Here is a 26,259-nt window from a genome sequence, read left to right as displayed (position 1 = left end):
CTATGTTCGAACAACGCGTAAATTCTGACGTACTGACCGTTTCTACCGTTAACTCTCAGGACCAGGTGACTCAAAAACCCCTGCGTGACTCGGTTAAACAGGCACTGAAGAACTATTTTGCTCAACTGAACGGTCAGGACGTTAATGACCTCTACGAGCTGGTACTGGCTGAAGTAGAACAGCCCCTGTTGGACATGGTGATGCAATACACCCGTGGCAACCAGACCCGTGCTGCCCTGATGATGGGCATCAACCGTGGTACGCTGCGTAAAAAATTGAAAAAATACGGCATGAACTGATACTAATCAGTTAACTGCTTGTTTTAAAAGGCGCTCTTCGGCATGGGGAAGCGCCTTTTTTATTGCCTTTTGCCCGCAAAAATCCTCTCCTCATCCGGTGTAAGTAAAGTCCTGCGCTTCTCCTTTCCCTTACCCTTTTTTCGTGTATATTGCCTGCACTTCGCCCCGATCGCAGGATGAGAAAATGGTTCGTAAATATGGATGGCTGATTTTGTTTGCCGTTTTTATCTTTGTTTTCGACGCCTTGATCGTGCAGTGGATCGAGTGGTTGATGACGGAAAACGCCAAATGCCGGAACATGGACTCCGTTAACCCGTTGAAACTGGTGAATTGTAGTGACATCTAGCGCCTGGAGTCCCTGATTACGCGGCGTTTTCCGCATAAAAAGCGCGGACTAAAATTCCTTTGCGCTATCTCAGGACAGTGATAATGTCTTTGCCCCCTCAAACAGGTATTGCCTGAACGTTCCACTGCGAATGGGTTAAGACATGATGCCGGTTAACCACTACGACCAAATCCTCGTTGTTGTCTCTTTTATCGTTGCCATTCTGGCTTCTTACACAGCCCTGAACATGGCTGGGAGAGTGGCCGATTCTGCCGGTAAAGTCGCTTACATCTGGCTGGTTGGTGGCGGTTTCGCAATGGGAACCGGCATCTGGGCGATGCACTTTATTGGCATGCTGGCGATGGAACTGACCATGAGCCAGCGTTACGATCCTGTTCTGACGACGCTCTCGTTAGGCATTGCTATCAGTGCATCCCTTTTCGCCCTCTGGCTGGTCAGCACCGAGCGGCTACGACTCCGCCGTCTGCTGCCCGGCTCCCTGATTATGGGGACGGGCATCGTCACTATGCATTACACCGGTATGGCCGCCCTTCAGCTCTCAGAACCTGTCGTCTGGGATCTTTTCTGGGTGGGTGTTTCGATACTGATTGCTATGCTGGCCTCGCTGGTTGCGCTATGGCTTACGTTCAGACTTCGCCGCGAGGCTGCCCAGGTTGCCGTTTTGCGCGCGGGTGCCGCATTGCTGATGGGGGTTGCGATTGCTGGCATGCATTATACCGGCATGATGGCGGCGCATTTTTCTCCTCATACGCATGCCCTTCATCAGGGCATGAATGGCAACTGGCTTGCCGTGCTGGTCAGCGTGATGGCGCTGGCTATTCTGGCGATTACGCTGATCGTTTCAATGCTCGACGCCCGCTTGCAGGCTCGCACCTCTTTGCTGGCATCCTCGCTGGCGCAGGCCAATCGTGAACTGGCTGAAATGGCGCTCCACGATACATTAACGCGTTTACCCAACCGCATTTTGTTGCAGGACCGTCTTGAACAGGCGATCCGCAAAGCAGATCGTGAAGCATCGACGTTTGCGCTGATGTTTATGGATCTGGATGGCTTTAAGAATGTAAACGATGGCTACGGACATGACATCGGCGACAAGCTGCTCATCGCCGTCACCGCTCGCCTGCACGCTATCCTGAAAGGGCAATATACGCTGGCGCGGATTGGCGGCGATGAGTTTGTCCTGCTTGCGGAGAGTAAAACGCCTGAGGAAGCGGCTTCGCTGGCGAGTGCGCTGGTAAGCGTGATTGATCGGCCATTTAATCTGGATCCGTATGAAATTATGGTGACGCTTAGCGTAGGCATCACGCTCTATCCTTACGATGGTCAGGATGAACGAGAACTGATGTTTAACGCGGATGCGGCGATGTATCACACCAAACATATGGGCCGTAATGGCTATCATTTTTTTCAGCCGTCAATGAATCATCTGGCGCAGACGCAACTGCAACTGATGAATGACTTGTGGCAGGCGATGGAGCGAGAAGAGTTGCGGCTCTATTATCAACCCAAATTTCAGGCTCCGGCGGGTCCGGTCATCGGTTTTGAAGCCCTGCTCCGCTGGCAGCATCCAAAGCAGGGGCTTTTAACGCCGGACATTTTCCTGCCGCTGGCAGAAAAAACGGGTCTCATTGTGCCTGTTGGAAACTGGGTTATCGACGAAGCCTGCCGCCAATTGCGCGAGTGGCATTTACAGGGCAATACGGATTGGTCGGTGGCGGTGAATCTTTCGACGCTACAGTTTGAGCAACCCTCGCTGGTGAAGACGGTAATGGATAGCCTTGAGCGCCATAAGGTTTCCCCGGAAATGCTGATCCTGGAAGTGACAGAAACGACGGCCATGAGCAATCCGGATGAAAGTGTGCGCATACTTACTGCGCTCACCCAACTGGGCGTCAAAGCGTCAATCGACGATTTTGGTACCGGCTACTCCAGCCTGCTCTACCTTAAACGATTGCCCGCCTGCGAACTGAAGATTGATAAGGCGTTCGTCAATGAGCTTAGCGGCGAAGGAGAAGATGTCACCATCGTTTCCGCGATTGTCGCGCTGGCAAAGACGCTGGATCTGAAAGTTGTCGCGGAAGGCGTGGAAACGGAAATGCAGCAGCAGTTTCTGACGGCATTAGGCTGCAATACGTTACAGGGCTATTTGCTTGGTAAACCGGTAACCGCAGACGCTGTCATGGGATTTACCCAGGGCCTGAAATAGCCGTGGCCTGTATCCTTTTAGCAGGCGACGGCTTCTTTAATTATCGGGCGGGTGGATGTGGCCTTCACGGCCAGCATAATATTATCCACCAGCTCTGGCGCATGGCGATAAAGGTCAAACTTCTCCGGTGCCATTAGCCAGTTTTTTATTACACCGCTAAAAAAACCATGCAACATAATTAATACAATATTGATGTTAATATCTGCCGGAAGTATGCCTGCCTCTATCGATTCCGTTAACACCTGACGCACATTTTCGTAACTAAACCCGATTTTTTGGCGGATTTTTTCTTCAGGCATCATGTCATCAATAAATTCGCATCGGTGATACAAAATTTGCATGAGTGCGCGTAAACGCGTATCCGCTGCAATATATTGTAATGCGGTAACAAACTGGTTACGTAAATGGATTAACGGATTAGCATGAACATCTTCTTTGGTTTGCTGATAAATGATATCCCGCAATGGTGCCTGCTGCTCCCAGATAGCATTAAAGATGTCAATTTTGCTGGTGAAGTGCCAGTAGACTGCACCGCGCGTGACGCCTGCGGCATCAGCAATGTCCGTTAGCGTGGTGTTTGCCACCCCATTCAGTGCGAACTGTTCAATAGCAGACTCGATCAGCATCTGTCGGGTCTTAAGTGCTTCTGCTTTTGTTTTCCTCGCCATAGGATGTCGCCCTCAACACAACGAATACAATGACTACTCAACGATATTAATATTTACGTATTAATAAGCATTATTAATGACACAAAGGAATATTTTTACACAAAAAAAAGGGCAATAAAAATAATTGAGGGGAATACATTTTGTAATTATATTCACCACGTAAATATAACATCCTCCTCCCGGCATTAAATAAGTGTCGCAATGGCGCACATTTTTTGCTTTTATGTGCCGTGAGCATGCTCAATAAATAAGTATTTCTTACATCCAGCGATGATTATTTGTAGGATACCATCTGCTTTTTTATTAATCCTTTTCTTTCACCGATTTTCGGCGAATCTGGTTTTCGGTTTTTAAGGAACAGCAATGACGATCCACGCCAGGACTACACTCCTTTCCGGTTTAATCATCTCTGCCGCGCTTCTTGCAGGGTGTGATGATAAAGGGAAACAACAGCCGCAGTTACCGGCTCCGCAGGTCACAGTTCATGTTGTGAAAAGCGCCCCTTTGACAGTCACAACTGAACTGCCAGGCCGCACCACCGCGTTTCGTATCGCCGAAGTCCGCCCGCAGGTGAACGGCATTATCCTCTCGCGTAATTTTACGGAAGGTAGCGACATTGAGGCTGGGCAATCTCTCTATCAGATCGATCCGGCAACGTATCAGGCCGCCTGGGACAGCGCGAAAAGCGATCTCGCGAAAAGTGAAGCCGCGGCTAACATCGCTCATCTGACGGTAAAACGCTATACGCCGCTGCTGGGGACCAAATACATCAGCCAGCAGGAATACGATCAGGCAGTGGCGGACGCCCGTCAGGCTGACGCCGGCGTTCTGGCCGCAAAGGCGGCGGTTGAAACCGCGCGTATCAACCTGGCATACACCAAAGTCACCTCGCCGATTAGCGGTCGCATCGGTAAATCGTTCGTAACCGAAGGCGCGCTGGTGACGAACGGTCAGGCGAATGCGCTGGCCACCGTGCAGCAGTTAGATCCTATCTATGTTGATGTGACGCAATCGAGCAACGATTTTATGCGCCTCAAGCAGGCCAGCCTGCAGAAGGGCAATGAGGCCAGCAGCGTTGAGCTGGTAATGGAGAATGGTCAGCCTTACCCCGAGAAAGGCACCCTGCAGTTCTCTGATGTGACGGTCGATGAAAATACCGGATCCATTACGCTGCGTGCGATTTTCCCGAACCCTCAACATCAACTCCTGCCGGGGATGTTTGTCCGTGCGCGTATTGATGAGGGTGTTCAGCCTGATGCCATCCTGGTTCCACAGCAGGGCGTAACCCGTACTCCACGCGGTGATGCCACGGTACTGGTGGTAAATAGTGAAAATAAAGTTGAACTGCGTAACGTTACGGCTTCGCAGGCGATTGGCGATAAATGGTTGATCAGTAGCGGTTTGAAAGAGGGTGACAAAGTCATTGTCAGCGGGTTACAAAAAGCCGCGCCGGGCGCTACCGTCAAGGCTGTGGCCGATGATGAACCTGCGGTTAAACCAGCACAATAAGGCGACCGCAAATGGCTAACTTTTTTATCAGACGACCTATTTTTGCGTGGGTGCTGGCCATCATCTTAATGATGGCGGGCGTGATGGCGATCTTACAAATGCCCGTTGCGCAGTATCCGACGATCGCGCCGCCGGCGGTTTCCGTCTCGGCCACCTATCCCGGCGCAGACGCGCAGACGGTGCAGGATACCGTAACGCAGGTTATCGAACAGAATATGAACGGTATCGATAACCTGATGTACATGTCCTCCACCAGCGACTCCGCGGGCGGGGTAACGATTACCCTCACCTTCCAGTCCGGTACCAACCCGGATATCGCTCAGGTGCAGGTGCAGAATAAACTCCAGCTGGCAACACCGTTACTGCCGCAGGAAGTTCAGCAGCAGGGGATTTCCGTTAAGAAATCTACCAGCAGTTTCCTGATGGTGGCGGGCTTCGTCTCTGACGATCCGAACACTACACAGGAAGATATTGCCGACTATGTAGGGTCGAACGTCAAAGACCCGCTGAGCCGCCTTAATGGCGTAGGTGACGTCCAACTGTTTGGCGCACAGTACGCGATGCGTATCTGGCTGGATGCTAACCTGCTGAATAAATATCAGCTGACGCCGGTTGATATTATTAATCAGCTTAAAGTGCAGAACGACCAGATCGCCGCGGGCCAGCTCGGCGGTACGCCTGCGGTCAAAGGGCAGCAGTTGAACGCCTCGATTATCGCCCAGACGAGACTGAAAGATCCGGAAGAGTTCGGCAAAGTAACGCTGCGGGTCAATGCGGATGGTTCGGTTGTTCGCCTGAAGGATGTCGCGCGCATTGAGCTTGGCGGCGAAAACTACAACATGGTGACCCGCATCAATGGCCGTCCTGCTACAGGTCTGGGGATTAAACTGGCGACGGGCGCCAACGCGCTGGATACCGCAGCCGCGGTTAAAACTAAACTGGCCGAACTGGCGCCGTTCTTTCCGCACGGCGTAAGGGCGGTTTATCCCTACGACACCACGCCTTTCGTGCAAATCTCTATTCGCGAAGTGGTTAAAACGCTTTTCGAAGCGATTGTCCTGGTGTTCCTGGTAATGTACCTGTTCCTGCAAAACATCCGCGCCACGCTGATCCCAACCATTGCGGTGCCGGTTGTGCTGCTGGGTACTTTCGCTATCCTTGACGCCTTCGGCTTCTCCATCAATACCCTGACGATGTTCGGTATGGTGCTGGCGATAGGGCTACTGGTGGACGACGCCATTGTCGTCGTTGAGAACGTCGAGCGCGTGATGCATGAGGAGCATCTGCCGCCTAAAGAGGCGACGGAGAAATCCATGACGCAAATCCAGGGCGCGCTGGTAGGTATTGCGATGGTGCTGTCCGCCGTATTTGTGCCGATGGCGTTTTCCGGCGGCTCTACAGGGGCCATTTATCGCCAGTTCTCCATCACTATCGTCTCGGCGATGGCGCTTTCGGTACTGGTGGCGATGATCCTGACGCCCGCGCTGTGCGCCACGCTGCTTAAACCTGTTTCTCCTGAGAAGCACAGTAATAAAGGTGGCTTCTTTGGCTGGTTTAACCGGGTATTTGATGGCAGCATCAGCCACTACACCAATAGCGTAAGCGGCATTGTGCGTAAAACTGGCCGCTACCTGGTGATTTATCTGCTGATCGTCGTCGGCATGTCGGTACTGTTTGTCCGCCTGCCGACCTCTTTCCTGCCGGATGAAGATCAGGGCGTCTTCATGACGATGGTTCAGCTTCCTGCCGGGGCGACGCAGGAACGCACCCAGAAAGTCATGGAACAGGTAACCGATTACTACCTGAAAAATGAGAAAGCCAACGTCCAGAGCGTCTTTACGGTTAACGGTTTTAGCTTTAGCGGTCAGGGGCAGAATGCCGGGCTGGCATTTGTCAGCCTGAAGCCGTGGGAGGAGCGTAGCGGTAAAGAAAATAGCGCACAGGCCGTTATCGCTCGCGCCATGAGAGCGCTTAGTCAGATACGTGACGCTCGGGTAATTCCATTCAACATGCCGGCGATTTCAGAGCTGGGTACCGGTACGGGCTTTGACTTTGAGCTTATCGATCAAGCTGGTCTCGGTCACTCTGCACTCACTCAGGCGCGCAACCAGCTTTTGGGTATGGCAATGCAGCATCCTGACACGCTGATTAATATGCGTCCGAACGGGCTGGAAGATACACCGCAGTTCAAACTGGATGTCGATCAGGAGAAAGCCCAGGCGCTTGGCGTTTCGCTCTCCGATGTTAACGAGACGATTTCCTCAGCGCTGGGCGGAACTTACGTGAACGACTTTATCGATCGTGGCCGTGTGAAGAAGGTTTACGTTCAGGCCGATGCAAAATTCCGTATGCTGCCATCAGATATCAACAATCTGTATGTCCGCGGTGCGAACAATGAGATGGTCCCCTTCTCCGCGTTCAGTACCGCTCACTGGGCCTACGGTTCGCCGCGTCTGGAACGTTATAATGGCCTGCCTTCAATGGAAATTATCGGGGAGCCTGCTCCAGGAAAAAGTTCGGGCGACGCGATGGCATTGATGGAAAGCATAGCCTCGAAACTGCCTGCCGGTATCGGTTACGACTGGACAGGGTTGTCCTACCAGGAACGGCTATCCGGAGACCAGGCCCCGGCGTTGATCGCGCTGTCGATGGTGGTGGTGTTCCTGTGTCTGGCGGCACTTTATGAAAGCTGGTCGATTCCATTCTCCGTAATGCTGGTGGTGCCGCTGGGGATTGTCGGCGTACTGCTGGCGGCTGCCCTCTTTGATAAGAGTAATGACGTTTACTTTAAAGTGGGGCTGCTAACGACCATTGGCCTTTCCGCCAAGAACGCCATTCTGATCGTTGAATTTGCCAAAGAGCTGATGGAGAAAGAGGGCAAGGGGCTGATTGAGGCCACTATTGAGTCTTCACGTATGCGTCTGCGCCCTATCCTGATGACCTCGCTGGCATTTATTCTCGGCGTATTGCCACTGGCCAAAAGCAGCGGTGCCGGGAGCGGCGCGCAAAATGCTGTGGGTATCGGGGTAATGGGTGGTATGATCTCCGCAACGTTACTGGCGATTTTCTTTGTGCCCGTCTTCTTTGTGGTTATCCGGGGCTGGTCAGCCCGCCGCACGAAGTAAGTACCACAACAAAGGCACCGCTGGTGCCTTTGTTGATTATGCTTTCTTGTTTTGCCTTCATCATTTCTCCATAGTCCACCCGTTTTGCTGTCTCTCCCTCCATAATATTTACAGACCAAATAATTTGAGAGTATTCCCCCCATAACAATAATTACGTTGAATGGTAAAATATCCTTAACGCCCGATGCCGCGACTCTGCGGCGCTGAACGAGGCTTTTTTAGAGGTAACACCATGAAGAACTTTATTGCCGTTGCACTGCTGACTACTTTTCTCGCGGGCTGTGCTCATGATTCTCCGTGCGTACCGGTTTATGACGATCAGGGCCGCCTGGTGCACACGAATACCTGTATGAAAGGGACAACCCAGGATAACTGGGAGACCGCAGGCGCGGTCGCTGGCGGGGCCGCTGCACTTGCCGGCCTGACGCTGGGGATTGTTGCGTTAACAAAATAACTCCCTACAGCGCGGATCGTTTCCGCGCTGTTGCTTTCACCTTTCTCCGCCCGAATCCGCTTTTAACGTCTTCACCGACGCTTCCATAGTAACGTTATATTCACGCGCTTTATTACCTGATATCAGCCTCTCATTTATGAAACATTTTTGCTCTGATTTGTGGCATACGTTTCATTTTCGCACCAGACCGGGGCGCTAAAACACGTTTCTTACTTCTACACTCAGCCTGATGTGTTCGCTTTTCAGCGCACGCAAAACTGGCACTACCTTTGCTTTATAAAGTATGGCCACAGCCACAGACCGGGTTCAGCCGCTGTCCCGGACGCCTCTATATAACGATAAATTTTCGCCACACAGGATGCTTTATGAAAAAGATGATGTTAGCCAGCCTGGCCGCTGCCGGTATGCTTCTCGCGGTTACCAGCCAGGCACATGCGGGTGCCACTTTTGATGCTGTGAAAAAGAAAGGTTTCGTGCAGTGCGGGATCAGTGACGGACTGCCTGGTTTTTCTTATGCGGATGCTGACGGTAAGTTTACCGGTATTGATGTGGACATCTGCCGGGGCGTTGCTGCTGCCCTGTTTGGTGACGATAGCAAAGTGAAATATACCCCGCTGACGGCGAAGGAACGTTTCACCGCGCTGCAATCCGGTGAAGTAGATATGCTGTCACGTAATACCACCTGGACGTCATCACGCGATGCCGGCATGGGAATGGCTTTCACTGGCGTAACGTATTATGACGGTATCGGTTTTCTGACGCACAATAAAGCCGGCCTGAAAAGCGCCAAAGAACTCGATGGTGCGACGGTATGTATTCAGGCAGGGACGGATACAGAACTGAACGTGGCGGATTATTTTAAATCCAACAATATGAAATACACTCCTGTCACCTTCGATCGCTCCGATGAATCGGCTAAAGCGCTGGAGTCCGGCCGTTGCGATACGCTGGCTTCTGACCAGTCGCAACTTTATGCCCTGCGTATCAAGCTCAGCAATCCTGCCGAATGGCTTGTCCTGCCGGAAGTGATCTCTAAAGAGCCGCTGGGTCCGGTGGTGCGTCGCGGTGACGACGAGTGGTTTGCCGTCGTGCGCTGGACGCTGTTTGCCATGCTGAATGCTGAAGAAATGGGCATCACCTCGAAAAACGTCGATGAAAAAGCAGCAAATCCTGCCACACCGGATATGGCACATCTGTTAGGTAAAGAGGGTGACTATGGCAAGGATCTGAAGCTGGATAATAAGTGGGCTTACAACATTATCAAAGAAGTCGGTAACTATGCCGAAGTTTTCGAACGTAACGTGGGTTCTGAAAGCCCACTGAAAATTAAACGCGGTCAGAACAATCTCTGGAACAACGGCGGGATTCAGTACGCTCCACCGGTACGTTAAGACAATGCGATGTAACGGGTGCCGCGCCAGCGGCACCCAGCCCAGAGTCATGGTAACAGAGGTTTGCTTATGTCCCATCGCCGCCCAGCCGTAAAAGGATCGTGGTCCTTTTCTAACCCTGCGGTTCGTGCCTGGCTGTTTCAGATTATCGCGATAGTTGCTGTAGTCAGCATCGCGGTGTATTTAATCCATAACACGATAACTAACCTGAATAATCGTGGTATTACGTCTGGTTTTGCGTTTCTCGATCGCAGCGCCGGGTTCGGTATAGTGCAGCATCTTATTGATTACGAACAGGGAGATACCTACGGTCGGGTATTCCTCGTCGGGCTATATAACACGTTGCTGGTGTCTGCGCTGTGTATTGTTTTCGCGTCTTTTTTAGGCTTTTTTCTCGGCCTGGCTCGTTTATCGGATAACTGGTTGCTGCGTAAAATATCCACGGTTTATATCGAGACCTTTCGTAATATTCCGCCACTGTTGCAAATTTTCTTCTGGTATTTTGCTGTGTTACGCAACCTGCCCGGTCCACGGCAGGCGGTTAATGCCTTCGAACTGGTGTTTCTGAGCAACCGTGGGTTATATATTCCAGCTCCGCAAATGGCAGAAGGTCTGGTCGCGTTTCTTATGGCGCTCGTGCTCGCTGTCGCGCTCTCGGTTGGCCTGTATCGCTATAACAAAGCGCATCAGCTCAAAACCGGACAGCTGCGACGTTCCTGGCCGATCATCCTGATACTGTTTATTGTTCTGCCACTGATTGCGCACTGGATATTTGGTGCCGCATTGCACTGGGACGTCCCTCAATTACGCGGCTTTAACTTCCGCGGCGGGATGGCGCTAATCCCGGAACTGGCGGCGCTAACGCTGGCGTTGTCGGTGTATACCTCGACATTTATTGCTGAAATTATTCGTGCCGGGATCCAGGCTGTTCCCCACGGTCAACATGAGGCGGCGCGCTCTTTAGGTCTGCCGAATCCGGTCACATTGCGCCAGGTGATTATTCCACAGGCGCTGCGGGTGATCATACCTCCGCTCACCAGTCAGTATCTTAATATTGTCAAAAATTCATCGCTTGCGGCCGCGATTGGCTATCCGGATATGGTTTCCCTTTTCGCCGGTACGGTGCTGAATCAGACCGGTCAGGCCATAGAAACCATTGCTATCACGATGTCGGTCTATCTGATTATCAGTCTCATCATCTCCCTGCTGATGAATATCTATAACCGCCGCATTGCGCTGATTGAGCGTTAAGGACCGGGAATGACAAAAGCCTTGCTGTCTCACCCTCCACGCCCGACCAATGCCAGAACGGGTCGGGCAATTGTCTGGATGCGAAAAAATCTATTTTCGAGCTGGTCAAATAGCCTGCTGACGATAGTGTGCCTGTGGCTGATGTGGGAGTTGATCCCACCGTTACTGAACTGGGCTTTTTTGCAGGCCAACTGGGCCGGTACAACCCGGGCGGATTGTACAAAAGCAGGCGCATGCTGGGTGTTTATCCATCAGCGCTTCGGCCAGTTTATGTATGGACTTTATCCACACGATCAGCGCTGGCGTATTAATCTGGCGCTGATTATTGGCCTGATCTCTATTGCCGTCATGTTCTGGAAAGGAATGCCCCATCGCGGACGTTATATCGCGCTCTGGGCCGTGATTTATCCGCTCATCGTCTGGTTTCTGCTGTATGGCGGTTTTGCCGGGCTGGAACGGGTGGAAACCCGACTTTGGGGTGGTCTGACGTTAACGCTAATCATTGCCTCGGTCGGTATTGCCGGAGCCTTGCCACTGGGTATTCTGCTCGCGCTGGGCAGACGTTCCACCATGCCCGTGGTGCGCATTCTGTCCGTCATTTTTATCGAATTCTGGCGCGGTGTACCACTAATTACCGTTCTGTTTATGTCATCGGTCATGCTGCCGCTATTTATGGCGGAAGGGACCAGCATTGATAAGTTAATCCGCGCGCTGGTCGGGGTGATCTTATTCCAGTCCGCCTATGTGGCGGAAGTGGTGCGCGGCGGCTTACAGGCCTTGCCGAAAGGACAGTATGAAGCGGCAGAATCGCTGGCGCTCGGCTACTGGAAAACGCAGGCGCTGGTGATTCTGCCTCAGGCATTGAAGTTAGTGATCCCCGGCCTTGTGAATACCATTATTGCGCTGTTTAAAGATACCAGCCTGGTGATCATCATCGGTCTGTTCGATCTCTTTAGCAGCGTGCAGCAGGCCACGGTCGATCCCGCCTGGCTTGGAATGTCGACAGAAGGGTATGTGTTTGCCGCACTGATCTACTGGATCTTTTGTTTCAGCATGTCGCGCTATAGCCAGCATCTGGAGAAGCGCTTTAATACCGGGCGTACACCGCACTGAGGATTTTATGAGCCAAATTACAATGCAACCTGCCGACGCGATGATCACGCTGGATAACGTCAATAAGTGGTACGGTCAGTTTCATGTTTTAAAGGATATCAATTTGAAGGTGAAACAGGGGGAACGTATCGTCCTCTGTGGCCCCTCCGGCTCAGGCAAATCGACAACGATTCGCTGTATTAATCACCTGGAAGAACATCAGCAGGGCAGAATTGTGGTCGATGGTATCGAGCTTAATGGCGATATCCGTAATATAGAGAAGGTGCGTCAGGAAGTGGGAATGGTGTTTCAGCATTTCAATTTATTCCCCCATTTAACCGTACTGCAGAATTGTACTCTGGCACCGATTTGGGTACGTAAAATGCCAAAAAAAGAAGCGGAAGCACTGGCAATGCACTACCTGGAGCGAGTACGAATTGCTGAACACGCGCATAAATTTCCCGGACAGATTTCCGGTGGGCAGCAGCAGCGTGTTGCCATTGCCCGTTCGCTGTGTATGAAGCCTAAAATTATGCTGTTTGATGAACCGACATCCGCGCTGGATCCCGAAATGGTGAAAGAGGTGCTGGATACTATGATTGGGCTGGCGCAGTCCGGTATGACGATGCTTTGCGTCACGCATGAGATGGGTTTTGCCCGTACCGTCGCAGATCGCGTGATATTTATGGATCGGGGGGAGATCGTGGAACAGGCTCCGCCGGATGAGTTCTTCGCCCGGCCGAAATCGGAGCGGACACGCGCCTTTTTGTCTCAGGTGATCCATTAAGTTTCTGTTGGCCCGAAGGATTTTTACTTCGGGCCTGTTTCAGCTAAGCACAGTTTTGTCAGAAAAGGCTTACACACGGGCTTATTCGTTGCGCTAAACGCAAAAAGGCCATCCTTTCGGATGGCCTTTTCACTTAATTGATGTCTGGCAGTTCCCTACTCTCGCATGGGGAGACCCCACACTACCATCGGCGCTACGGCGTTTCACTTCTGAGTTCGGCATGGGGTCAGGTGGGACCACCGCGCTACTGCCGCCAGACAAATTCTTTTCTTAGCGCCGAACTTTAACCTTAAAACTGGTGCTGATACCCAGAGTCGAACTGGGGACCTCACCCTTACCAAGGGTGCGCTCTACCAACTGAGCCATATCAGCACGCTTAATTTGATGCCTGGCAGTTCCCTACTCTCGCATGGGGAGACCCCACACTACCATCGGCGCTACGGCGTTTCACTTCTGAGTTCGGCATGGGGTCAGGTGGGACCACCGCGCTAGTGCCGCCAGGCAAATTCTGTTTATCAGGGTGCATTCCGCACACTGATTAATCTGTAATCAGGCTGAAAATATTCTCTCAAATCCGCCAAAACAGCTTCGGCGTTGTAAGGTTAAGCCTCACGGTTCATTAGTACCGGTTAGCTCAACGCATCGCTGCGCTTACACACCCGGCCTATCAACGTCGTCGTCTTCAACGTTCCTTCAGGAGACTTAAAGTCTCAGGGAAGACTCATCTCGGGGCAAGTTTCGTGCTTAGATGCTTTCAGCACTTATCTCTTCCGCATTTAGCTACCGGGCAGTGCCATTGGCATGACAACCCGAACACCAGTGATGCGTCCACTCCGGTCCTCTCGTACTAGGAGCAGCCCCCCTCAATCTTCCAGCGCCCACGGCAGATAGGGACCGAACTGTCTCACGACGTTCTAAACCCAGCTCGCGTACCACTTTAAATGGCGAACAGCCATACCCTTGGGACCTACTTCAGCCCCAGGATGTGATGAGCCGACATCGAGGTGCCAAACACCGCCGTCGATATGAACTCTTGGGCGGTATCAGCCTGTTATCCCCGGAGTACCTTTTATCCGTTGAGCGATGGCCCTTCCATTCAGAACCACCGGATCACTATGACCTGCTTTCGCACCTGCTCGCGCCGTCACGCTCGCAGTCAAGCCAGCTTATGCCATTGCACTAACCTCCTGATGTCCGACCAGGATTAGCTGACCTTCGTGCTCCTCCGTTACGCTTTAGGAGGAGACCGCCCCAGTCAAACTACCCACCAGACACTGTCCCCACACCAGATTATGGCGCCAGGTTAGAACATCAAACATTAAAGGGTGGTATTTCAAGGTCGGCTCCACGCAGACTGGCGTCCACGCTTCAAAGCCTCCCACCTATCCTACACATCAAGGCTCAATGTTCAGTGTCAAGCTATAGTAAAGGTTCACGGGGTCTTTCCGTCTTGCCGCGGGTACACTGCATCTTCACAGCGAGTTCAATTTCACTGAGTCCCGGGTGGAGACAGCCTGGCCATCATTACGCCATTCGTGCAGGTCGGAACTTACCCGACAAGGAATTTCGCTACCTTAGGACCGTTATAGTTACGGCCGCCGTTTACCGGGGCTTCGATCAGGAGCTTCTCTTGCGATAACCCCATCAATTAACCTTCCGGCACCGGGCAGGCGTCACACCGTATACGTCCACTTTCGTGTTTGCACAGTGCTGTGTTTTTAATAAACAGTTGCAGCCAGCTGGTATCTTCGACTGGTTTCAGCTCCATCAGCAAGTGACTTCACCTACGCACCAGCGTGCCTTCTCCCGAAGTTACGGCACCATTTTGCCTAGTTCCTTCACCCGGGTTCTCTCAAGCGCCTTGGTATTCTCTACCTGACCACCTGTGTCGGTTTGGGGTACGATTTCGTGTTACCTGATGCTTAGAGGCTTTTCCTGGAAGCAGGGCATTTGTCACTTCAGCACCGTGGTGCCTCGTCATCACGCCTCAGTGTTAACAGCGTTCCGGATTTACCTGGAACACCCACCTTCACGCTTAAACCGGGACAACCGTCGCCCGGCCGACATAGCCTTCTCCGTCCCCCCTTCGCAGTAACACCAAGTACGGGAATATTAACCCGTTTCCCATCGACTACGCCTTTCGGCCTCGCCTTAGGGGTCGACTCACCCTGCCCCGATTAACGTTGGACAGGAACCCTTGGTCTTCCGGCGTGCGGGTTTTTCACCCGCATTATCGTTACTTATGTCAGCATTCGCACTTCTGATACCTCCAGCAGCCCTCACAGGCCACCTTCAACGGCTTACAGAACGCTCCCCTACCCAACAACGCATAAGCGTCGCTGCCGCAGCTTCGGTGCATGGTTTAGCCCCGTTACATCTTCCGCGCAGGCCGACTCGACCAGTGAGCTATTACGCTTTCTTTAAATGATGGCTGCTTCTAAGCCAACATCCTGGCTGTCTGGGCCTTCCCACATCGTTTCCCACTTAACCATGACTTTGGGACCTTAGCTGGCGGTCTGGGTTGTTTCCCTCTTCACGACGGACGTTAGCACCCGCCGTGTGTCTCCCGTGATAACATTCTTCGGTATTCGCAGTTTGCATCGGATCGGTAAGTCGGGATGACCCCCTGGCCGAAACAGTGCTCTACCCCCGAAGATGAATTCACGAGGCGCTACCTAAATAGCTTTCGGGGAGAACCAGCTATCTCCCGGTTTGATTGGCCTTTCACCCCCAGCCACAGGTCATCCGCTAATTTTTCAACATTAGTCGGTTCGGTCCTCCAGTTAGTGTTACCCAACCTTCAACCTGCCCATGGCTAGATCACCGGGTTTCGGGTCTATACCCTGCAACTTAACGCCCGGTTAAGACTCGGTTTCCCTCCGGCTCCCCTATACGGTTAACCTTGCTACAGAATATAAGTCGCTGACCCATTATACAAAAGGTACGCAGTCACCCCATAAAAGAGGCTCCCACTGCTTGTACGTACACGGTTTCAGGTTCTTTTTCACTCCCCTCGCCGGGGTTCTTTTCGCCTTTCCCTCACGGTACTGGTTCACTATCGGTCAGTCAGGAGTATTTAGCCTTGGAGGATGGTCCCCCCATATTCAGACAGGATACCACGTGTCCCGCCCTACTCTTCGAGTTCACAGCATGTGCATTTTGGTGTACGGGACTATCACCCTGTACCGCCGGACTTTCCAGACCGTTCCACTAACACGCATGCTGATTCAGACTCCGGGCTCCTCCCCGTTCGCTCGCCGCTACTGGGGGAATCTCGGTTGATTTCTTTTCCTCGGGGTACTTAGATGTTTCAGTTCCCCCGGTTCGCCTCATGCCACTATGTATTCATGACATGATAGTGTGACGAGTCACACTGGGTTTCCCCATTCGGGTATCGCCGGTTATAACGGTTCATATCACCTTACCGGCGCTTATCGCAGATTAGCACGCCCTTCATCGCCTCTGACTGCCAGGGCATCCACCGTGTACGCTTAGTCGCTTAACCTCACAACCCGAAGATGTTTCGCTTCGTGTTGCGAAAATTTGAGAGACCCACGAACAACTTTCGTTGTTCAGTGTTTTTCAATTTTCAGCTTGATCCAGATTTTTAAAGAGCAATATCTTAAACACGACTCGAAAGTCATCTTTAAGATATTCAGGGATAATGTCTTTCACTCATTATCCGGTATGGCGTCCCCAAGGGGATTCGAACCCCTGTTACAGCCGTGAAAGGGCAGTGTCCTGGGCCTCTAGACGATGGGGACTCTGATACTGTTTGCTCGATACTTTTTCATCAGACAATCTGTGTGAGCACTACAAAGGCAGGTTCTTTAAGGTAAGGAGGTGATCCAACCGCAGGTTCCCCTACGGTTACCTTGTTACGACTTCACCCCAGTCATGAATCACAAAGTGGTAAGCGCCCTCCCGGAGGTTAAGCTACCTACTTCTTTTGCAACCCACTCCCATGGTGTGACGGGCGGTGTGTACAAGGCCCGGGAACGTATTCACCGTGGCATTCTGATCCACGATTACTAGCGATTCCGACTTCACGGAGTCGAGTTGCAGACTCCGATCCGGACTACGACATACTTTATGAGGTCCGCTTGCTCTCGCGAGGTCGCTTCTCTTTGTATATGCCATTGTAGCACGTGTGTAGCCCTGGTCGTAAGGGCCATGATGACTTGACGTCATCCCCACCTTCCTCCAGTTTATCACTGGCAGTCTCCTTTGAGTTCCCGGCCGGACCGCTGGCAACAAAGGATAAGGGTTGCGCTCGTTGCGGGACTTAACCCAACATTTCACAACACGAGCTGACGACAGCCATGCAGCACCTGTCTCACAGTTCCCGAAGGCACCCCGGCATCTCTGCCAGGTTCTGTGGATGTCAAGACCAGGTAAGGTTCTTCGCGTTGCATCGAATTAAACCACATGCTCCACCGCTTGTGCGGGCCCCCGTCAATTCATTTGAGTTTTAACCTTGCGGCCGTACTCCCCAGGCGGTCGACTTAACGCGTTAGCTCCGGAAGCCACGCCTCAAGGGCACAACCTCCAAGTCGACATCGTTTACGGCGTGGACTACCAGGGTATCTAATCCTGTTTGCTCCCCACGCTTTCGCACCTGAGCGTCAGTCTTTGTCCAGGGGGCCGCCTTCGCCACCGGTATTCCTCCAGATCTCTACGCATTTCACCGCTACACCTGGAATTCTACCCCCCTCTACAAGACTCTAGCATGCCAGTTTCGAATGCAGTTCCCGGGTTGAGCCCGGGGATTTCACATCCGACTTGACACGCCGCCTGCGTGCGCTTTACGCCCAGTAATTCCGATTAACGCTTGCACCCTCCGTATTACCGCGGCTGCTGGCACGGAGTTAGCCGGTGCTTCTTCTGCGGGTAACGTCAATCGACAAGGTTATTAACCTTATCGCCTTCCTCCCCGCTGAAAGTACTTTACAACCCGAAGGCCTTCTTCATACACGCGGCATGGCTGCATCAGGCTTGCGCCCATTGTGCAATATTCCCCACTGCTGCCTCCCGTAGGAGTCTGGACCGTGTCTCAGTTCCAGTGTGGCTGGTCATCCTCTCAGACCAGCTAGGGATCGTCGCCTTGGTGAGCCGTTACCCCACCAACAAGCTAATCCCATCTGGGCACATCCGATGGCAAGAGGCCCGAAGGTCCCCCTCTTTGGTCCGAAGACGTTATGCGGTATTAGCTACCGTTTCCAGTAGTTATCCCCCTCCATCAGGCAGTTTCCCAGACATTACTCACCCGTCCGCCACTCGTCAGCGAAGCAGCAAGCTGCTTCCTGTTACCGTTCGACTTGCATGTGTTAGGCCTGCCGCCAGCGTTCAATCTGAGCCATGATCAAACTCTTCAATTTAAGTTTGATGCTCAAAGAATTAAACTTCGTAATGAATTACGTGTTCACTCTGAGACTTGGTATTTCTTTTTTCGTCTTTCGACGTTTAAGAATCCGTATCTTCGAGTGCCCACACAGATTGTCTGATAAATTGTTAAAGAGCAGTTGCGACGCGGCTTACAGCTCACCGTCGCGAGGTGGCGTATATTACGCTTTCCTCTTTCAGAGTCAACCCTGAATTTCAGGATTTTTCTCTTCAACCGAAACGGCTGTTTGTGTGAAGTGATTCACATCCGCCGTGTCGATGGAGGCGCATTATAGGGATCCCAGTTTTTAGCACAAGCCTTTTTTCGATCTTTTTTTCTAACTGGTGTTTTATCATTCTTTTTGCCGTGATCCTGCTCGATCTGCTTAAATTTTGGTGCATGAAGGGCTTGCTCCCGCCAGCTAAAGCCCCCAAAGTTAACATTACCGTTAGCCGTCGCAGAGGTAATCATGCCCGCAGTTCTACGTCCCTATAGAGATCTTTTCCCAAAAGTTGGTCAACGCGTGATGATCGACAGCACCAGTGTTGTTATTGGTGACGTTCGCCTTGCTGAAGATGTCGGCATCTGGCCGCTGGTCGTTATTCGCGGTGATGTCAATTACGTTGAGATTGGTGCCCGTAGCAATATTCAGGATGGCAGCGTGCTACATGTTACCCATAAATCTTCTTTTAACCCGGAAGGCAACCCGCTTCTTATTGGTGAAGACGTGACAGTAGGACATAAGGTCATGCTGCACGGATGCACCATTGGCAATCGGGTGTTAGTGGGAATGGGATCGATTTTACTTGATGGCGCAGTAATAGAAAATGACGTGATGATTGGAGCAGGTAGCCTTGTGCCACAGAATAAGCGTCTGGAAAGCGGTTATCTTTACCTCGGCAGTCCGGTAAAACAGATCCGCCCCCTGAAGGAGGCGGAGATCGAAGGGCTGAAGTATTCCGCAAACAACTACGTAAAATGGAAAGATGAGTATCTGGATCAGGATAACCAGATCCAGCCCTGATCGTCTTCTTGCTGATCCCGGATAAGCGCTTCGGCCTCTTCTTCGAGATCCCAGCGCTGTTCCCGGAAGGCCGCAATCCAGCTCGCTGGCGTATCGCCGCCAAAACGGTGCGCCAGCGTAGTGTCTTTTATTGCACACGTTAACTGCATTCCGTTGACCAGTGCCGGAAAACACAGCGCTCGCACGCTATCCCGCCACTCCTCACGATCGGGAAACTGAATTGCCTGATTCATTGCGCCAGTTCCAGCTTTAGTTTTTCAATCACCGGCAGCACATCAGGCAAAATGCCGTGCCACAGTAGCACTGCATGTGCCGCCTGCCCCACCAGCATTCCCAAACCATCCGCACATTGAAGCGCCCCCTGTTGTTCGCACCAGTTGAGGAAAGGCGTCTTCCCCTTCTGATAGAACATGTCATAGCAATAAATGTCCGGATGAATTAGCGAGCCAGGAATATCCGGCACGTCACCGACAATGCCGCTGGATGTTGCATTAATGATGAGATCAAATTCATGTTCGCCCAAATCACTCATCGCTACGGCTTTTACGCTGCCGGTATGGGCAAAAAGCTGCGCCAGCTCCTGCGCACGTGTAAAAGTACGATTGGTGATGGTTACGGCACAGTCCAGAGAAAGCAAAGGCAATAATACTCCGCGTGACGCGCCTCCTGCCCCTATCAGCAAAATGCGCGCGCCCGGTCTGATAAATGCCAGCCGTTGCAGATCGCTTAACAAGCCAATGCCGTCAGTGTTGTCGCCCAACAGGCGGCCATCCTCAAGACGTTTAAGCGTATTCACCGCGCCAGCCAGTGCCGCCCTTTCGGTAAGCTCATCGGCATGAGCGAAAGCCTGTTCTTTAAAAGGTACGGTTACGTTTGCCCCCTTCCCCCCGGCGGCAAAGAAATCGTCCAGCGTCGCGATGAAGTTATCCAGGGGAGCCAGTACGCGCCCGTAAGGATGTTCAATCTGTAACTGCGCGGCAAATTGCTGATGAATAAAAGGCGATTTGCTATGCGCGACCGGATGACCAAAAACGGCATAAGTTTCCATATAACTACCCTTGTCGAAACTGTTCGCCCGTCAGGGCATCGCGGATCTCTGATGGATTCTGACGACCGCCTGTTGCGCCCTCGAGGACCGGAAAATCGTCGCCAAACTGCGCACGGACTTCTTCTACCGTACGACATGGCGGAAGGGTCGTGAGGTTCGCGCTGGTTGATACCAGCGGTTTTCCATAGGCCTGGCACAGTTCAACCACCAGCGGATGATCGGTAACACGCACCGCCAGAGAATCAAAACGTCCCGTTAACCAGCGCGGGGTGGTCGCCTTTGCCGGAAAAACAAAGGTAACCGGGCCCGGCCAGCGAGCGAATATCGCTTCACGCTGTGTCGGCGTCAGCACTTCATCATTAATATAGGGCTTAAGCTGTTCAAAATTAGCCGCGATGAGGATCAATCCCTTTTCTACGGGACGCTGTTTTAATTCCAGCAGGCGGTTAACGGCAATTTCACTATCAGGATCGCAACCGACACCAAACACTGCTTCAGTCGGGTAGGCGATCACGTGTTGATTTTTTAGTATGGCCACTGCTTCAGCGATGGCCTCAGGGAGCAGGTTATTCTTCACTAGTCTGTTTCGCCGCAACCGGCTTTCCACATTGTTTACTCGCACAAAAAAGTTTTACACCCTGCGCGGTTTTCTTTTCTATTAACAGCGGATAATGACATTCAGGACATTCACCCGCTACGGGTTTGAAATTAATAACAAACTGACACTCCGGATAGCGATCGCAGGAGTGAAAGGTTTTGCCGAAACGAGAGCGGCGCTGGACAAGGTGTCCGACCTGGCACTGCGGACAGGTAATGGCGGTATCGTCAGGTTTATCGATAAGTTCGGTATGTTCACATTCCGGGTAGCGGCTACAGCCGATGAACATACCAAAACGCCCCTGACGAAGTACAAGCACCGCGCCGCAAGCAGGACACAACTGTCCCTCCAGGACTTTAACGATATGTCCGTCGGCCTGACTTTTCAGGGGACGGACATAATCGCATTCCGGATAATGGGAACACCCGAGAAACGGACCGTGTTTCCCGGACCGAATGACAAGTTCAGCCCCGCACTGCGGGCAGGGCTCATTTTTACGCACTGTAAAGAGTGCTGATTTGGCCATAACAACTCTTACTGCTGCACAAAAGATTAGTGCAGCATACCTTCATTCACTTCAAAGAGTAATTCTTCCATCTGCTGATACGCATTCTCGCAGCCGGGAATATTGAACAGAACCATCAGGATCACCCATTTAAGATCGTCAAGTTCAAATTCGGCGGTATCCAGCGCCAGCGCACGCTCAATCACCATTTCACGCGTATCGAGGTTGAGCACCTGAATCTGCTCCAGGAATAACAGGAATCCCCGGCAACTGGCATCCAGTCTTTCGCACTCTTCTGCGGTATAAATACGCACGGAGAGCGGATCGGAAGCGAGCTGCATCGGTTCGACAAGACCTTCCTGATAATCTGCCAGCTTTTCAAGCCACACCAACGCGCTGTAGATATCTTCACGGTCAAAACCAGCGTCGGTAAGATCCCGCGTCAGTTTATCCTGGTCCACACGCATCTCTGCTTCGTTATGGATGTAAGTCTCAAACAAATACATTAGTACGTCGAACATGGCTTGCCCTCCTTAATCGGACATAGCCGCCGGGTACAGCTGCGATCCACCCTGCTAACTCCAGTTCAAGTAGCTGAGCCACTGTCACTGGCACAGGTTGGCCGGCACGTTCAGCGACGACGTCAACAGGTGTTACCTCATCTCCTACGTTAGCCAGGAGCTCAGGAAATGGCAATGCCGCGGCTTCGTGTTCTGGTGAATAAATTGTAATTTCCGCCTTATCTGGCAACGATTGAAACGGGAATTGCAGGTTTTCAAGGATATCCTCAAGCGCAGTCACAGGAATGGCTCCCTGCTTAATTAACCAGTGGGGACCTTCGCTGCCGGGATTACCTAACGGCCCCGGCAGGGCGAAGACATCCCGTCCCTGCTCCAGAGCACAACGCGCAGTCACCAGAGAGCCGCTGCGAATAGCAGCTTCTACCACCAGCACGCCAAGGCTTAATCCACTAATAATACGGTTACGCTGAGGGAAATTCTCCGGCCGGGGTGGTGTGGAAAGCGGGAATTCTGAGATGACCGCCCCGCCAGATTGAACGATAGCCGCCGCCAGTGAGGCGTGGCTTCGCGGATGAACGGTGAATAAACCATTCCCAAGAACCGCGATACTTTTCCCGTTTGCGCTAAGCGCCGCACGATGTGCGATACCGTCGATACCTCTGGCAAGCCCACTGGTAATAATCAGTCCGCTGGAGACAAGCGCTTTACAAAAGCTTTCCCCCCAGCGCTGCCCGTACCATGAATGATTACGGCTACCAACCACCGCCAGTTGTGGCGAAGCCAGGCACGCCGGATCGCCATGAATAAAGAGCGCTCCTGGGTAGTCACTAATGGCGCGCAGTTGCGGTGGATAACGGGAGTCATCAGCGCTTATCAGGTAATGTTCAGGATGATCGAGCCAGTTCAGGCTACGGTCGAGATCCGCAGGCGTTAGCGCCATAAACGTAGCGCTTTGCTTTGGCGTTAACCCCGCCGCCAGCAGGCTGTCTCTTTCAATACGCGGTTGTTTCATTAAGGTCTGCGCCAGGCGAACCATTCGGTCGCCATAAAGCTGGCGAATATTTAACAGGCGTAGCCAAATTTCGGTGGGCGTCATCCGTTTCCCCTTGCCACAAGCACTTCCGGCAATCTTTGCGATTGGTCACTGATGCTGTCAATCAAGGGGAGATTTGTCTAGAATAGAGGTAATAATCTTTTCTACTCCTGAACTCAACTCTGGAAATTTATGGCAGTTTTGCACGTGTTACATATTCCGGACGAGCGCCTTCGCAAAGTCGCTGAACCGGTAAAAGAAGTGAATGCAGACATTCAGCGTATCGTTGATGATATGTTCGAAACGATGTACGCCGAAGAGGGTATTGGTCTGGCCGCGACTCAGGTCGATATCCACCAACGTATTATCGTGATTGATGTTTCCGAGAATCGTGATGAGCGTCTGGTGCTGATCAATCCAGAACTGCTGGAAAAAAATGGCGAAACGGGCATTGAAGAAGGCTGCCTGTCTATCCCGGAACAGCGCGCGCTGGTTCCGCGTGCGGAGACCGTTAAAATCCGCGCCCTCGATCGTGATGGCAATCCTTTCGAGTTAGAGGCGGATGGCCTGCTGGCAATCTGTATTCAGCATGAAATGGACCATCTGGTTGGCAAACTCTTTATTGATTATTTGTCGCCATTAAAACAGCAGCGTATCCGGCAAAAAGTGGAAAAACTGGATCGGATGAACGCGCGAGCGTAAGGACAAGGAATATCGTGTCAGAAAAACTTCGCATTATTTTCGCGGGTACTCCCGACTTTGCAGCGCGTCATCTTGACGCGCTGTTGTCATCTGAGCATCAGATCGTTGGCGTATTCACCCAACCGGATCGTCCGGCAGGCCGTGGCAAAAAACTGATGCCCAGCCCGGTAAAAGTTCTGGCTGAAGAGAAAGATCTGCCGGTATTCCAGCCCGCTTCGCTACGTCCGCAGGATAACCAGCAGCTTGTGGCCGATCTGAATGCTGACATTATGGTTGTCGTCGCTTATGGATTGATCCTGCCAAAAGCCGTACTTGAGATGCCGCGCCTGGGCTGCATTAACGTTCACGGTTCGCTGCTGCCACGCTGGCGTGGTGCCGCTCCTATTCAGCGTTCGCTGTGGGCCGGCGACAGCGAAACGGGTGTAACCATTATGCAGATGGATGTGGGTCTGGACACGGGAGACATGCTTTATAAACTCTCCTGTCCCATTACAGCCGAAGATACCAGCGCCACGCTGTATGACAAGTTAGCGCAGCTTGGCCCGCAGGGTCTGATCGAGACGCTCCAGCAGTTAGCAGAAGGACGCGCGCAGCCGCAGGTTCAGGATGAAACACTGGCGACCTACGCAGAAAAGCTAAGTAAAGAAGAAGCGCGCATTGACTGGTCGCTATCCGCCTGCGAGCTTGAGCGCTGCATCCGGGCATTTAATCCGTGGCCGATGAGTTATCTGATGATTGACGAGCAGCCGGTGAAAGTCTGGAAAGCCTCAGCACTGGATATTCAAAGCGATGCGGCACCGGGCACAATTATCGACGCTACAAAGCTGGGTATTCAGGTCGCCACAGGTGAAGGTGTACTGAATCTGGAGTCATTACAGCCTGCCGGTAAAAAAGCGATGAGCGCCCAGGATCTCCTGAATTCACGTCGGGAATGGTTCACCCCTGGCAATACGCTGTCCTGACACTTATCTATTCATAAGCCCGGTATGACCGGGCATTTTTATTTTTACGGTTATGAAAAAACAACTTAATTTACGCAGCATGGCGGCCCAGGCCGTTGAACAGGTCGTTGAGCAGGGCCAGTCATTGAGCCAGGTGCTACCTGCGTTGCAGCAACAGATCTCCGATAAAGACAAATCACTGTTACAGGAATTGTGCTTTGGCGTCTTACGCACCCTTCCCCAGCTTAACTGGCTTATCAATAAATTAATGTCACGCCCGATGACGGGCAAGCAGCGTACCGTCCACTACTTAATTATGGTCGGTTTTTATCAGCTGTTGCATACCCGCATTCCTCCTCACGCGGCACTGGCGGAGACGGTTGAAGGCGCGGTGGTCATTAAGCGTCCGCAGCTTAAAGGCTTGATCAATGGCGTACTACGTCAGTTTCAGCGCCAGCAGGAAGAATTGCTGGAAGAATTTACCCGCAGTGATGAGCGTTTCCTGCACCCGGCCTGGCTATTAAAACGGTTACAGAAAGCTTATCCCACCCAGTGGGAAGCGATTATAGACGCTAACAATGCCCGCCCGCCGATGTGGCTGCGCGTTAATCGTCATCATCACTCCCGCGATGAATGGCTCGCTCTGCTGGCAGAGGCCGGGATGGAAGGCTTTGCACATGCCGATTATCCGGATGCGGTGCGTCTTGCTTCACCCGCTCCTGTCCATGCGTTGCCCGGTTTTGATCAGGGCTGGGTCACGGTACAGGACGCGAGCGCACAGGGTTGTATGACGTTCCTGGAGCCGCAAAATGGTGAACAGATACTGGATCTTTGTGCTGCACCGGGCGGAAAAACCACGCATATTCTGGAGGTCGCTCCAGAAGCGCAGGTACTGGCGGTTGATGTTGATGAGCAACGGTTATCCCGCGTTTACGACAACCTCAAGCGTCTCGGTGTGAAAGCTGAAGTTAAACAGGGCGATGGGCGATTCCCGGCACAATGGTGTGGCGAGCAACGGTTCGATCGCATCCTTCTGGATGCCCCCTGCTCAGCCACCGGGGTGATCCGCCGCCATCCTGATATTAAATGGCTGCGTCGCGATCGCGATATCGCTGAACTGGCAAAACTTCAGGCTGAAATACTGGATGCCGTCTGGCCGCATCTGAAACAGGGTGGAACGCTGGTTTATGCTACCTGCTCAATATTGCCGGAAGAGAATAACCAGCAAATTGCCGCGTTCCTGGCTCGCACACCAGATGCGCGCCTCAGCGTTACCGGTACACCAGATCGCCCCGGACAGCAGAATCTGCCAGGTATGGAAGATGGCGACGGCTTCTTTTACGCTAAGCTAATCAAACAGTGAAGATAACGGGTCG

At 52.3% G+C, this 26,259-nt stretch carries 22 protein-coding genes, 2 tRNA genes and 4 rRNA genes; 14 read left to right on the top strand and 14 right to left on the bottom strand.

All coding sequences use genetic code 11. The features are described from left to right. The first annotated feature begins 2 nt into the window (after positions 1-2). The 3 genes from fis (at position 3) to ACMGGS_RS09170 (ending at position 2,851) form a co-directional block, all read left to right on the top strand. Positions 3-299: a DNA-binding transcriptional regulator Fis gene (fis, locus tag ACMGGS_RS09180; protein ID WP_000462905.1), complete on the top strand. Its 297-nt coding sequence runs from the start codon at positions 3-5 to the stop codon at positions 297-299. Positions 300-483: 184 nt separating this feature from the next. Next, on the top strand, positions 484-645 hold the full coding sequence (locus ACMGGS_RS09175) for a DUF2556 family protein (protein WP_414165833.1): 162 nt from the start codon (positions 484-486) through the stop codon (positions 643-645). A 145-nt stretch (positions 646-790) separates the two neighbouring features. Continuing rightward, positions 791-2,851 carry a putative bifunctional diguanylate cyclase/phosphodiesterase gene (locus ACMGGS_RS09170; protein ID WP_414166232.1) on the top strand — a complete coding sequence of 687 codons (2,061 nt, stop codon included), beginning with the start codon at positions 791-793 and terminating at the stop codon, positions 2,849-2,851. A 17-nt stretch (positions 2,852-2,868) separates the two neighbouring features. Here ACMGGS_RS09170 and envR read toward each other — a convergent pair whose 3' ends face one another. Next, complete coding sequence (gene envR / locus ACMGGS_RS09165; RefSeq protein ID WP_414165832.1) at positions 2,869-3,519, bottom strand: acrEF/envCD operon transcriptional regulator; 651 nt, start codon at positions 3,517-3,519, stop codon at positions 2,869-2,871. 363 nt (positions 3,520-3,882) lie between these two features. Between envR and ACMGGS_RS09160 the strand changes: the two genes are divergently transcribed. The 7 genes from ACMGGS_RS09160 to ACMGGS_RS09130 all read left to right on the top strand — a co-directional run bounded on the left by ACMGGS_RS09160 (position 3,883) and on the right by ACMGGS_RS09130 (position 13,128). Beyond that, entirely contained in the window at positions 3,883-5,028 is a 1,146-nt protein-coding gene (locus ACMGGS_RS09160) for an efflux RND transporter periplasmic adaptor subunit (protein WP_414165831.1), read from the top strand. Positions 5,029-5,039: 11 nt separating this feature from the next. Further along, positions 5,040-8,153 carry an efflux RND transporter permease subunit gene (locus ACMGGS_RS09155; RefSeq protein WP_414165830.1) on the top strand — a complete coding sequence of 1,038 codons (3,114 nt, stop codon included), beginning with the start codon at positions 5,040-5,042 and terminating at the stop codon, positions 8,151-8,153. 232 nt (positions 8,154-8,385) lie between these two features. Further along, entirely contained in the window at positions 8,386-8,607 is a 222-nt protein-coding gene (locus ACMGGS_RS09150; RefSeq protein ID WP_176920164.1) for a hypothetical protein, read from the top strand. Positions 8,608-8,972: 365 nt separating this feature from the next. Beyond that, entirely contained in the window at positions 8,973-9,998 is a 1,026-nt protein-coding gene (locus ACMGGS_RS09145) for an amino acid ABC transporter substrate-binding protein (RefSeq protein WP_414165829.1), read from the top strand. A 69-nt stretch (positions 9,999-10,067) separates the two neighbouring features. Then, positions 10,068-11,249: an amino acid ABC transporter permease gene (locus ACMGGS_RS09140; protein ID WP_414165828.1), complete on the top strand. Its 1,182-nt coding sequence runs from the start codon at positions 10,068-10,070 to the stop codon at positions 11,247-11,249. Positions 11,250-11,258: 9 nt separating this feature from the next. Then, positions 11,259-12,362, top strand: a complete 1,104-nt coding sequence (locus ACMGGS_RS09135) for an amino acid ABC transporter permease (protein WP_414165827.1) — start codon at positions 11,259-11,261, stop codon at positions 12,360-12,362. A 7-nt stretch (positions 12,363-12,369) separates the two neighbouring features. Then, complete coding sequence (locus ACMGGS_RS09130; RefSeq protein ID WP_414165826.1) at positions 12,370-13,128, top strand: amino acid ABC transporter ATP-binding protein; 759 nt, start codon at positions 12,370-12,372, stop codon at positions 13,126-13,128. A 142-nt stretch (positions 13,129-13,270) separates the two neighbouring features. On the opposite strand, the gene rrf (ACMGGS_RS09125) is transcribed toward ACMGGS_RS09130, so the two are convergent. From rrf (ACMGGS_RS09125) to ACMGGS_RS09095, 7 genes are all read right to left on the bottom strand, one after another. Then, a 5S ribosomal RNA gene (gene rrf / locus ACMGGS_RS09125) occupies positions 13,271-13,386 on the bottom strand. A 38-nt stretch (positions 13,387-13,424) separates the two neighbouring features. Continuing rightward, a tRNA-Thr gene (locus tag ACMGGS_RS09120) sits at positions 13,425-13,500 on the bottom strand. A gap of 14 nt (positions 13,501-13,514) precedes the next feature. Beyond that, positions 13,515-13,630, bottom strand: a 5S ribosomal RNA gene (gene rrf / locus ACMGGS_RS09115). Positions 13,631-13,726: 96 nt separating this feature from the next. Beyond that, a 23S ribosomal RNA gene (locus tag ACMGGS_RS09110) occupies positions 13,727-16,633 on the bottom strand. A gap of 183 nt (positions 16,634-16,816) precedes the next feature. Beyond that, positions 16,817-16,892: transfer RNA gene (locus tag ACMGGS_RS09105), tRNA-Glu, on the bottom strand. Positions 16,893-16,964: 72 nt separating this feature from the next. Beyond that, positions 16,965-18,506, bottom strand: a 16S ribosomal RNA gene (locus tag ACMGGS_RS09100). The 16S, 23S and 5S rRNA genes sit together here with 2 tRNA genes alongside, the layout of an rRNA operon. 266 nt (positions 18,507-18,772) lie before the next feature. Continuing rightward, positions 18,773-18,982 carry a hypothetical protein gene (locus ACMGGS_RS09095; protein ID WP_414165825.1) on the bottom strand — a complete coding sequence of 70 codons (210 nt, stop codon included), beginning with the start codon at positions 18,980-18,982 and terminating at the stop codon, positions 18,773-18,775. Between ACMGGS_RS09095 and ACMGGS_RS09090 the strand changes: the two genes are divergently transcribed. Continuing rightward, positions 18,981-19,535: a gamma carbonic anhydrase family protein gene (locus ACMGGS_RS09090; RefSeq protein ID WP_414165824.1), complete on the top strand. Its 555-nt coding sequence runs from the start codon at positions 18,981-18,983 to the stop codon at positions 19,533-19,535. The two genes, ACMGGS_RS09095 and ACMGGS_RS09090, sit on opposite strands and share 2 nt — an antisense overlap. Here the strand turns inward: ACMGGS_RS09090 and ACMGGS_RS09085 are convergent. The 6 genes from ACMGGS_RS09085 to dprA are packed head-to-tail and all read right to left on the bottom strand — an operon-like array spanning position 19,511 to position 23,303. Next, on the bottom strand, positions 19,511-19,768 hold the full coding sequence (locus ACMGGS_RS09085; RefSeq protein ID WP_414165823.1) for a DUF1488 domain-containing protein: 258 nt from the start codon (positions 19,766-19,768) through the stop codon (positions 19,511-19,513). The genes ACMGGS_RS09090 and ACMGGS_RS09085 overlap by 25 nt on opposite strands. Next, complete coding sequence (gene aroE / locus ACMGGS_RS09080; protein ID WP_414165822.1) at positions 19,765-20,583, bottom strand: shikimate dehydrogenase; 819 nt, start codon at positions 20,581-20,583, stop codon at positions 19,765-19,767. The genes ACMGGS_RS09085 and aroE overlap by 4 nt, the downstream gene beginning before the upstream one ends. A gap of 4 nt (positions 20,584-20,587) precedes the next feature. After that, positions 20,588-21,160, bottom strand: coding sequence for an L-threonylcarbamoyladenylate synthase type 1 TsaC (gene tsaC / locus ACMGGS_RS09075; protein WP_176917747.1), 573 nt, complete (start codon positions 21,158-21,160; stop codon positions 20,588-20,590). Then, positions 21,150-21,707 carry a topoisomerase DNA-binding C4 zinc finger domain-containing protein gene (locus ACMGGS_RS09070; protein WP_176917746.1) on the bottom strand — a complete coding sequence of 186 codons (558 nt, stop codon included), beginning with the start codon at positions 21,705-21,707 and terminating at the stop codon, positions 21,150-21,152. The genes tsaC and ACMGGS_RS09070 overlap by 11 nt, the downstream gene beginning before the upstream one ends. Positions 21,708-21,733: 26 nt before the next feature. Further along, entirely contained in the window at positions 21,734-22,207 is a 474-nt protein-coding gene (gene smg, locus ACMGGS_RS09065) for a DUF494 family protein Smg (RefSeq protein ID WP_176917745.1), read from the bottom strand. Beyond that, positions 22,179-23,303: a DNA-protecting protein DprA gene (dprA, locus tag ACMGGS_RS09060; protein ID WP_414165821.1), complete on the bottom strand. Its 1,125-nt coding sequence runs from the start codon at positions 23,301-23,303 to the stop codon at positions 22,179-22,181. The genes smg and dprA overlap by 29 nt, the downstream gene beginning before the upstream one ends. Before the next feature lie 129 nt (positions 23,304-23,432). Here dprA and def point away from each other — a divergent pair, with 129 nt between their 5' ends. From def to rsmB, 3 genes are read left to right on the top strand one after another with little or no spacing between them, the layout of a single operon-like run. Then, positions 23,433-23,942, top strand: a complete 510-nt coding sequence (def, locus tag ACMGGS_RS09055; RefSeq protein WP_414165820.1) for a peptide deformylase — start codon at positions 23,433-23,435, stop codon at positions 23,940-23,942. A gap of 14 nt (positions 23,943-23,956) precedes the next feature. Further along, positions 23,957-24,904 carry a methionyl-tRNA formyltransferase gene (gene fmt / locus ACMGGS_RS09050; RefSeq protein WP_414165819.1) on the top strand — a complete coding sequence of 316 codons (948 nt, stop codon included), beginning with the start codon at positions 23,957-23,959 and terminating at the stop codon, positions 24,902-24,904. A 52-nt stretch (positions 24,905-24,956) separates the two neighbouring features. Further along, positions 24,957-26,246 (top strand): 16S rRNA (cytosine(967)-C(5))-methyltransferase RsmB, encoded by a 1,290-nt coding sequence (gene rsmB, locus ACMGGS_RS09045; RefSeq protein WP_414165818.1) that lies wholly within the window; start codon positions 24,957-24,959, stop codon positions 26,244-26,246. Positions 26,247-26,259 lie beyond the last annotated feature (13 nt).

It is taken from the genome of Superficieibacter sp. BNK-5 (assembly GCF_047456055.1).
Classification (GTDB): Bacteria; Pseudomonadota; Gammaproteobacteria; order Enterobacterales; family Enterobacteriaceae; genus Superficieibacter.
This window is presented reverse-complemented; position numbering and strand designations above follow the sequence as displayed.

Coding starts and splice junctions, on each gene's coding strand:
- fis (WP_000462905.1), top strand. CDS start 3: ATGTTCGAACAACGCGTAAATTCTGACGTACTGACCGTTTCTACCGTT.
- ACMGGS_RS09140 (WP_414165828.1), top strand. CDS start 10,068: ATGTCCCATCGCCGCCCAGCCGTAAAAGGATCGTGGTCCTTTTCTAAC.
- ACMGGS_RS09150 (WP_176920164.1), top strand. CDS start 8,386: ATGAAGAACTTTATTGCCGTTGCACTGCTGACTACTTTTCTCGCGGGC.
- ACMGGS_RS09160 (WP_414165831.1), top strand. CDS start 3,883: ATGACGATCCACGCCAGGACTACACTCCTTTCCGGTTTAATCATCTCT.
- ACMGGS_RS09155 (WP_414165830.1), top strand. CDS start 5,040: ATGGCTAACTTTTTTATCAGACGACCTATTTTTGCGTGGGTGCTGGCC.
- ACMGGS_RS09095 (WP_414165825.1), bottom strand. CDS start 18,982: ATGATTACCTCTGCGACGGCTAACGGTAATGTTAACTTTGGGGGCTTT.
- aroE (WP_414165822.1), bottom strand. CDS start 20,583: ATGGAAACTTATGCCGTTTTTGGTCATCCGGTCGCGCATAGCAAATCG.
- smg (WP_176917745.1), bottom strand. CDS start 22,207: ATGTTCGACGTACTAATGTATTTGTTTGAGACTTACATCCATAACGAA.
- ACMGGS_RS09135 (WP_414165827.1), top strand. CDS start 11,259: ATGACAAAAGCCTTGCTGTCTCACCCTCCACGCCCGACCAATGCCAGA.
- ACMGGS_RS09085 (WP_414165823.1), bottom strand. CDS start 19,768: ATGAATCAGGCAATTCAGTTTCCCGATCGTGAGGAGTGGCGGGATAGC.
- envR (WP_414165832.1), bottom strand. CDS start 3,519: ATGGCGAGGAAAACAAAAGCAGAAGCACTTAAGACCCGACAGATGCTG.
- def (WP_414165820.1), top strand. CDS start 23,433: ATGGCAGTTTTGCACGTGTTACATATTCCGGACGAGCGCCTTCGCAAA.
- ACMGGS_RS09170 (WP_414166232.1), top strand. CDS start 791: ATGCCGGTTAACCACTACGACCAAATCCTCGTTGTTGTCTCTTTTATC.
- ACMGGS_RS09090 (WP_414165824.1), top strand. CDS start 18,981: ATGCCCGCAGTTCTACGTCCCTATAGAGATCTTTTCCCAAAAGTTGGT.
- dprA (WP_414165821.1), bottom strand. CDS start 23,303: ATGACGCCCACCGAAATTTGGCTACGCCTGTTAAATATTCGCCAGCTT.
- ACMGGS_RS09175 (WP_414165833.1), top strand. CDS start 484: ATGGTTCGTAAATATGGATGGCTGATTTTGTTTGCCGTTTTTATCTTT.
- ACMGGS_RS09070 (WP_176917746.1), bottom strand. CDS start 21,707: ATGGCCAAATCAGCACTCTTTACAGTGCGTAAAAATGAGCCCTGCCCG.
- rsmB (WP_414165818.1), top strand. CDS start 24,957: ATGAAAAAACAACTTAATTTACGCAGCATGGCGGCCCAGGCCGTTGAA.
- ACMGGS_RS09130 (WP_414165826.1), top strand. CDS start 12,370: ATGAGCCAAATTACAATGCAACCTGCCGACGCGATGATCACGCTGGAT.
- ACMGGS_RS09145 (WP_414165829.1), top strand. CDS start 8,973: ATGAAAAAGATGATGTTAGCCAGCCTGGCCGCTGCCGGTATGCTTCTC.